At 62.1% G+C, this 6846-nt stretch carries 10 protein-coding genes and 1 tRNA gene; all 11 read left to right on the forward strand.

What is annotated here, in order from left to right; genetic code table 11:
• The first annotated feature begins 21 nt into the window (after positions 1-21).
• The 11 genes from AADX97_RS23860 to AADX97_RS23910 all read left to right on the forward strand — a co-directional run bounded on the left by AADX97_RS23860 (position 22) and on the right by AADX97_RS23910 (position 6703).
• Positions 22-573, forward strand: coding sequence for a hypothetical protein (locus tag AADX97_RS23860; protein WP_374236640.1), 552 nt, complete (start codon positions 22-24; stop codon positions 571-573).
• Between the two features lie 68 nt (positions 574-641).
• The gene (locus AADX97_RS23865) at positions 642-1316 is read left to right on the forward strand and encodes a rhodanese-like domain-containing protein (RefSeq protein WP_374236639.1); all 675 of its coding nucleotides are present in this window, start codon (positions 642-644) and stop codon (positions 1314-1316) included.
• 126 nt (positions 1317-1442) lie between these two features.
• Positions 1443-1527: transfer RNA gene (locus AADX97_RS23870), tRNA-Leu, on the forward strand.
• A 102-nt stretch (positions 1528-1629) separates the two neighbouring features.
• A complete protein-coding gene (gene traN, locus AADX97_RS23875; protein ID WP_374239330.1) occupies positions 1630-2049 on the forward strand; it encodes a conjugal transfer protein TraN in 420 nt (139 codons plus the stop codon).
• A gap of 69 nt (positions 2050-2118) precedes the next feature.
• Positions 2119-2388, forward strand: a complete 270-nt coding sequence (locus AADX97_RS23880) for a DUF1778 domain-containing protein (protein ID WP_374236637.1) — start codon at positions 2119-2121, stop codon at positions 2386-2388.
• A complete protein-coding gene (locus AADX97_RS23885; protein ID WP_374236636.1) occupies positions 2385-2909 on the forward strand; it encodes a GNAT family N-acetyltransferase in 525 nt (174 codons plus the stop codon). Before AADX97_RS23880 ends, AADX97_RS23885 begins: the two co-directional genes overlap by 4 nt.
• 58 nt (positions 2910-2967) lie before the next feature.
• Positions 2968-3783 (forward strand): phosphodiester glycosidase family protein, encoded by an 816-nt coding sequence (locus tag AADX97_RS23890; protein WP_374236635.1) that lies wholly within the window; start codon positions 2968-2970, stop codon positions 3781-3783.
• 397 nt (positions 3784-4180) lie between these two features.
• Positions 4181-4348 carry a hypothetical protein gene (locus AADX97_RS23895; RefSeq protein WP_374236634.1) on the forward strand — a complete coding sequence of 56 codons (168 nt, stop codon included), beginning with the start codon at positions 4181-4183 and terminating at the stop codon, positions 4346-4348.
• A 330-nt stretch (positions 4349-4678) separates the two neighbouring features.
• The gene (locus tag AADX97_RS23900) at positions 4679-4933 is read left to right on the forward strand and encodes a hypothetical protein (RefSeq protein WP_374236633.1); all 255 of its coding nucleotides are present in this window, start codon (positions 4679-4681) and stop codon (positions 4931-4933) included.
• Between the two features lie 21 nt (positions 4934-4954).
• Positions 4955-6178 (forward strand): oleate hydratase, encoded by a 1224-nt coding sequence (locus tag AADX97_RS23905; RefSeq protein ID WP_374236632.1) that lies wholly within the window; start codon positions 4955-4957, stop codon positions 6176-6178.
• 24 nt (positions 6179-6202) lie between these two features.
• Complete coding sequence (locus AADX97_RS23910; RefSeq protein ID WP_374236631.1) at positions 6203-6703, forward strand: oleate hydratase; 501 nt, start codon at positions 6203-6205, stop codon at positions 6701-6703.
• Positions 6704-6846: the final 143 nt, after the last annotated feature.

The raw sequence follows: 6846 nt of genomic DNA on the forward strand, positions 1-6846 counted from the left end.
ACGAGAGGAGTCCCAAATAAAATGTCGATTCGCAGTGTAGTCAGAACGATCTTCATCGGCGGCCTGTTGGTCGCCCTGCCCGTCACCAGCGCATGGGCGACCCACAGGTCCGAAGCCGAGCAGGCTATCGAGGAAGCGAAGGTTGCGCATGCGGCCGCCGAGACAGCGGGCGTCGCCTCCGAGGAAACCGCATCGCTGATCAAAGAGGCCGAGGCGATCATGCCGGAGCGCCAGTTCACAAAGGCGCGTGAGTTGGCGATCAAGGCGACGAAGCAGGATACCTTCGCCGTCGAGCAAGCCCAAGGCGCCACCGTCGACACCGACGCGGCGAAACAGGCCGAAGAGGCGATCGCCGCAGCGGAGGCGGCACGCAAGAAGGCGAGCTCGGTTCGGGGCGAGTGGCGCGATACCGGGAAGATCATCAAGGAGGCGCAGGACCTTGCCAAGTCAGGCGATTTCGCCGCTGCAGTCGCTCTGGCCGACAAGGCAAGGCGTCAAGGCGAAATGGGCTACGAGCAAGCCATCCGTGAGCAAGGGGCGACCTTCCCCACCTACGTGAAGAAAACGCCGTAAGGGGATAACCGGGTCGCATCAAACCCGTAACGGCCGACCCTCTTCAAACCGGATTAAGGAGAACCACGATGCTGAAACAGACCACCACGGCAACGCTTTTGATCGTCCTTGCGAGCACCTTGCCAGGCACTCTGCTCGCTGCCGACAACCGTATCTCGGCGAACATCGAGTCCATGGATGTCATCCACAACGGCCAAACCGTGACCATCCAACGCGGTCACGACCGTGACGCGACCCTTCCCGCAATGTTCCAAAAGACCGATCGCGGGTGCCCTCCATTCTGCGTGCAACCGATCGTCGCACACCCCGGCGTCGGCACCATCGGCGAGCTCGAAGTCCTTGACTACCTGAACCGCAAGTCCAAGGGCGACAACAGCATCCTCATCGTCGACTCGCGTACGCCCGACTGGGTCATGCGCGGGACCGTCCCCGGCTCGATGAACATCCCCTGGAACATGATCAGCTCGGATGCCGCCGGAACCTTCGAAACACCCGAGCAGGCCGAGGCACTGCAACAGATCCTGGCCGACGAGTTCAATGGCAGCTTCGACGCGGAAAAGGGAACCTGGGACTTTACAAACGCCAAGACCCTCATTCTCTTCTGCAATGGGATCTGGTGCGGGCAGTCCACCGACAACATCAAAACCCTCGTCGATCTCGGCTATCCGGTTCATAAGCTCAAGTGGTATCGTGGCGGCATGCAGGACTGGGTCAGCGTCGGCCTGACCACCGTCAAGCCCTGACCGGCATTGTCTTAGGTCCTCGGGGAGCCGAACGGCAGCATCACGCAAAAAAGGCGCCTTCGGGCGCCTTTCGTTGTTTAATCCAAAGTTAACCATCTCCTCGGATCCGCAGTAGAATAACGGCGCGCGCGGGTGGCGGAACTGGTAGACGCACTGGATTTAGGTTCCAGCGGAGCAATCCGTGGGGGTTCGAGTCCCCCCTCGCGCACCAATAATATCAATGGCTTGGATCATCCGATCCGCGCCATTTCGGTGGCCTCGTCCGCAGCGTGACTAAAAGGTGACATATTCGCAGAGCGGGACGCTGCGTCGCTTGCCCGATTTGGTATGGCGTCCTTCGAGGTGGATCAGCTTTTGCTGCTTCAACACCCCGCTCGCGCGGATCCTCAACCAGCAGATCCGCCCGCAGCTCGGGCGCGACTGGGGCGAGGCCGAATCACCGGAGTGCTCCGGGATCGACATCCGGGACTTTGCCCGGGTCGACTGGACCCGGGTGAATCTCGACGAGTGGCTGGCGATCCTCTACGAGACCGGACACTTCCCGACCCTGGAGACCCTTACCGTCGAGGACCTCACCGGCGCGGGCAGCGCGCTGACCGTCCGCAGCGAGGGCCGAGCGGATGCGGCGACGCGCACCACGCAACGCAGCGACGGACTCGACAGCGAGGAGGTCCGCAAGGAGGCCGAGTCCGAGCTGTGGCGGGAGACGCTTCCGGCTCTGCCGGCCGAGTAGGCGGGACTCTTGACATGTATTGCAGAGCGCTATACGTTTTCCGGCATCATGATCGATCCGAGGATGCCGATGAACAGCCCGTCGACCAGTCTCATGGTCCGTCTCGACGCCGTCAGCAAGGACAGCGTTGCGCAGGCGGCGAAGCTGCGCCACGTCAGCATCAGCGATTACGTGCGGACGGTCGTCGTCGCTCAGGCGCAACGCGAGCTGAGTGCCGCCCAGCAGCGCGTCATCGCCCTGACCGCCGACGAGCAGCTCGCCTTTTGGCAGGCGCTCGACGAGCCGGCTCGGCTCAGCGACGCACAGCAGGCGCTCGGTGCCTTGATGCGGGGCGAATGAACGCCGTCCGTTTCCCGGACGGCTACCGTCTCGAACCCCTTCGAAAGAGCCACCCGCGGTCGGTCTTCCGCTGCGGTCAAGCACAGGTCGACGACTGGCTCGCCACCAAAGCGCTGCAGAATCAGGACAAGCGTCTGTCTGCAACGAAGGCGCTGATCGCAGCACCGGACAACATTGCGGGGTTCTATACGCTCGCGACCGCTCAGGTTGACTTCTCCGACCTGCCGCCGGAGCTCATCCGACACCTGCACCGCCGGGATCTTCCGGTGGCGGTGTTGGCCTGGCTCGGCGTGGACGCGCGTCACCAAGGTTTGGGTCTCGGGAACCGCCTGCTCGCGCAGGCGCTCGTGGATTGTCACCTGGCGAGCCGAATCTTCCCGGTCGTGGCAGTCATCCTCGACTGCATCGACGCGCCGGCCAAGGCGTTCTATCGGCGCTGGGACTTCCGCGCGCTGCCGGGGTACCGGCAACGCCTCTACCTGAGTTGGAAGCAGCTCGACGCCATGATGCAGGACCAGTGAAAGGATTCCGGCAGCCGGGTCGATGAAGACGTCGATCCGACGAGAGCGAGCCGGTCGCATGCGCAGGTCGTTCAACGCCCGTCCGGCGTGGCCGCGCATTCTCCTCCTGGCCCTTCTGCTGCAGGCTTCGAACGCGCTCGCCGCGGACTGGACGCCTGCAGGGGAATCACAGCGGCAGGACATCAGCGCCGACCTCGCCTACGCCAAGCGCGCCGCGGTGCGCCCGTCGGACGGCAAACAGGTCACTGCACACCTCGCCTTCTTCACCTCGCGGGCGTTCCGCTTGGAGGTCATCGATCTTGGAGCTGGTCCCGAACCGGCTCACCAGACGCTGGAGGCGGCCTTCCGCGCCGAGGGCTGTATTGCCGGGGTCAACGGCGGCTTCTTCCACCCGGATTGGCAACCGGCCGGGCTCGTGATGTCCAAAGGAGAGCGGATCAACCGCTTCGAGACGGCGAAACTCCTGAGCGGCGTGATCTACAGCGACGAGCACGGCATCCACCTCGTCCGGCGTGGCCGGTTCCAAGATCACCCGGGCATCACCGCCTTGTTGCAGACCGGACCCTATCTCGTGGAAAGCGGACGCCCGGTGCGTGGCCTGTCCGCCTCCGATCCGCGGCGCCGCACCTTCGTCGCCACGGATTGGCGCGGACACTGGGTCATCGGTGCGACCATGAGCACTCTCACCCTCGCCGAGCTCGCGGAAAGCCTCGCCTCCCCGAATGCCCTGACGCCTTGGCGGGTCGATCGCGCCATCAACCTCGACGGCGGATCCTCGACGGGATTCTTCTTCGACCGCAACGCCGACCACGCTCCTGTGACCCTGCAACCCAGGAAACGTGTGAGGAACCTGCTGGGAATCTGCGCGCGTTGAACCGTGCCGAGCGAGCCGGACCGCACCGCTTGGCCTCCTGTGCGGATGCGGGTTCCGGAAGTTTGAAGATGATCGAACAGCCGACCCGGAGCGCGCGCCCCGCTTCACGAAAAGCGAGTCATTCGTCCTGCCGACCCGTCTCCCCGGCCAGGCGTAAGACCTCGACGACCAGCGCATCCGAGAGCCGATAGCCGTGTCGCGAAAGGGCTGCCAACACCGAACCGACAGACTCCAGCAGGCTTAGCCCAAGTTTAACACGGTCGGGGCCAATTTCATGCCCGCATGCGATCTATGCTATTGATTCATCAGTACACGACAGCCTCGCCGTGATAAAGTCGTGCCATATTATTTCCACCTGGCCCTAGGCGCCCGGCAGCGCAGGGGCTAGCGTACGGGCATGTACATCCGTCGCACGCACACCCGCAACAGCGCCACCGGCGAGCGCTACCACACCCACCGGCTGGTGCGCTCCACGCGGGTCGGCAGCAAGGTCCGCAAGATCACCCTCTTGAACCTGGGCCGCCATTTCGCGGTGCCCCCGGCAGTGGCCGACACTGTGCGTTAGCCTGGAGGAGGATGCACGCCGGTGAAGCGTCCGGGACATCCGCGGCCCGCGCTCACCGCATTCCATCACCGGAAAACGACATCACCGGTGGAATATTCCCCGCAAAAATGGCCGGTGGATTGCGGATCAGGATGGGAAACAACACCATGTTCACCCAGCACGCCAAGTGGCTCAAGGTGTGCGATCACCTTCCCAGGCGCCGCCCCATCGCCTCGCTTAGGTGATTTCCGCAAACTTCCATACCCGTAGGTTGTGCTGACGATAGGAAGCACAACTTGCGCCGACGGTTGGTTGTGCCTCGCGCGGCTCGGCACAACCTACGCCGTTGGTATGAGGGTTTCCGGTATTCGCCTTAATGATCTGCTGTCCTCCCCTGCTTGGCGTCAGGATCACAAGGGCTTCAGCCATCTGGATCCCGGCTTCATCGACCACGTCATCAACACAAAGGCGGAGGTCATCCGGGTCTATCTGCCCCCCGATGCCAACACCCTGCTCTCGGTGACCGATCAGTGCCTGCGCCATCGCCATGATGTCTTGGCGTCGACCAAGCAAAGACCGACCGGCGGGTCATCTCCAACCCCGTAAGGCCAACAAAAGGTGCGCTTGATGTACTACAGCAACGGCAACGATGAAGCCTTCGCCCGTCCGCGCAAACCCAAGGGTACGGAGAACAGAACGGCCTGGCTTGTCGGCTCGGGCCTGGCTGCACTGGCGGGCGCGGCCTTCCTGATCCGCGACGGCCAGATGCCGGGCAACCGGATCACCATCCTGGAGCAGCATCAGTTGCCCGGTTGCGCGCTGGACGGCATCAAGGAGCCGAACAAGGGCTTCGTGATCCGCGGCGGGCGCGAGATGGAAGAGCACTTCGAATGCCTGTGGGACCTATACCGCTCGATCCCGTCGCTGGAGATCGAGGGTGCCAGCGTGCTCGACGAGTTCTATTGGCTCGACAAGGACGATCCGAACTCCTCTTTGCAGCGCGCCACGGTGAATCGCGGCGAGGACGCGCACACCGACGGCCTGTTCACGCTCAGCGAGCAGGCGCAGAAGGAGATCGTCAAGCTCTTCCTGGCCACCGGCTGGGACGGCGTCGAAGGCGGCGTCGATCTTGGTCCCGACGACCTGGTGTTCATGACCATCGGCTCGCTCACCGAGAACTCCGACAACGGCGACCACCACACACCGGCCAATCTGAATGTCGGGCCTGCACCGGCATGGGATCTTTGGCGGCGCATCGCCGCTAAGGATCCGGCGTTCGGGCACCCGGACGTGTTCGGCTCGCACATCCCCGAGACCAAATGGGAGTCGGCCACCGTCACGACGCTCGATGAGCGCATCCCGAAGTACATCCAGAAGATCGCCAAGCGCGATCCGTTCAGCGGTAAGGTGGTGACTGGCGGCATCGTGACCGCGAAGGACTCATCCTGGCTGCTCAGTTGGACGGTGAACCGGCAGCCGCACTTCAAGCAGCAGCCCAAGGGCCAGATCGTGGTTTGGGTCTACGCGCTGTTCGTCGAGCAACCCGGCGACTACGTAAAGAAACCGATGCAGGACTGCAGCGGCGAAGAGATCACCCGGGAATGGCTCTACCACCTGGGCGTGCCGGTCGAGGACATCCCCGAACTGGCCGCAACGGGTGCGATAACCGTCCCGGTGATGATGCCGTACGTGACCGCCTTCTTCATGCCACGCCAGGCCGGTGATCGCCCGGATGTGGTGCCCGAGGGCGCTGTCAACTTCGCCTTCATTGGGCAGTTCGCGGAATCCAAGGAGCGCGACTGCATCTTCACCACCGAGTACTCCGTCCGAGCGCCGATGGAGGCTGTCTAAACCCTGCTCGACGTCGAGCGCGGCGTGCCGGAGGTCTTCAACTCCACCTACGACATTCGCATGCTCCTGTCCGCGATCGGCCGCCTGCGCGACGGCAAGGACATGGAAAAGAGAGAGGATTCTTCTGTCAACGCCTATCTGAATGGTCTTGGCTTGGGTGCCATTGCTGCTGCGATGTACCTGATCCGGAAGGCGGACTTCAATCCATCCAAGATCCATATCTTTGAGCAACATGGCGAGAAGGATCGTGTTGAAGGAAGCTGTGATGCCTCGAAGGTGATCGTGAACGACCAACCGGCATACTTCATGCGGGGCAGCCGCATGTTTGAAGACAAGGTATACCCATGCACCAAAGAACTGTGGTCCATGATTCCCTACAATGATCATGAATCCTGTCTACAAGACCATGAGAAGAACCATGAAGAATGCAGACTTCACACAGTCGTTCGCCTTCTGCATGGGAATGGCAAGAAGGACACCGGATATCGACTCAATGCCGTTAAGTTAGCGTTTTTTCAATTATAAATCGCTGAAAATGTTAGAATCATTCTGTATTCACAACCCGATGCGAGGGCACCCAAATGGTACTCAAACCCAAGGCGACTGAGTTCACTCCCACTGAAATCGCACACATAACGGGAATTTTCTTCTATCTATAGGGCTATAAG

The organism is Thiocapsa sp. C2-2m (assembly GCF_041903745.1).
In the GTDB taxonomy this organism is placed as follows: Bacteria; Pseudomonadota; Gammaproteobacteria; order Chromatiales; family Chromatiaceae; genus Thiocapsa; species Thiocapsa roseilacustris.